The organism is Corynebacterium sp. MSK074, from assembly GCF_030229735.1.
Lineage (GTDB): Bacteria > Actinomycetota > Actinomycetes > Mycobacteriales > Mycobacteriaceae > Corynebacterium.
On sequence record NZ_JASPIX010000034.1, the window covers coordinates 1 to 752 of the forward strand.

1 protein-coding gene is annotated in these 752 nt (G+C 52.1%); it reads right to left on the minus strand.

The genetic code is table 11. From position 1 onward, the window contains the following. A partial coding sequence (locus QP965_RS11430; protein ID WP_284844970.1) for an IS30 family transposase occupies positions 1–752 on the minus strand: 752 nt, incomplete at both ends.

The window sequence follows — 752 nt, forward strand, 5'->3', positions numbered from 1 at the left end:
AAGAACACGGGACAGTTTGTCGCTACAGAAAAGGCCTTATGGCAGGCCATTTCACTTCCCTGATCCCAGGTAAGTGATCCTTTGAGATGATCTGGCAAGGTAGCAATCGCTTTAGTAAGTGCTTCATTTACTTCGGTAGCACTATGCCCATTAGGTAAATGCAGCAAGATGACATAGCGCGTGGTTCGCTCTACTAGCGTGCCAATTGCAGACTTATTACCCGCGCCTAAAATGAGGTCGCCTTCCCAATGACCTGGTACTGCTCGGTCATCTACTTCTGCTGGCCGGTCGGAAATCATCACCATAGGGTCAACAAACCGCCTGCGGGCACTGCGCGTGCCACGAGGTCGACGTTGGGCGTGACCGCGACGCAGTGCAGCAGCGACTTCCTTTTTCAACTCGCCTTTAGCCTGGAAATACAAAGACTGATAAATAGTTTCAGGACACACGTACATAGTCTCATCACCGGGATAGCGACTGCGCAACCTCCCAGAAATCTGCTCCGGCGAGTACCTATCTTTCACCATCGCCCAGACCACGGTGCGCAAACGTGGATTGGCATCAATCTTGCGCTTTTTCGGTCTAAACCTACGCAACACCGATTTACGGTGCGCATGCGTGGGAAGATACACCCCAAATTCATCCCGGTTGCGTTTAAGCTCCTTGCTGATAGTGCCAGCAGAGCGCTGAAGACGCCGAGCTATCTCACGTACACCTTTGCCTTGCCGGTCAAGATCAAAGATGAGCTCGCG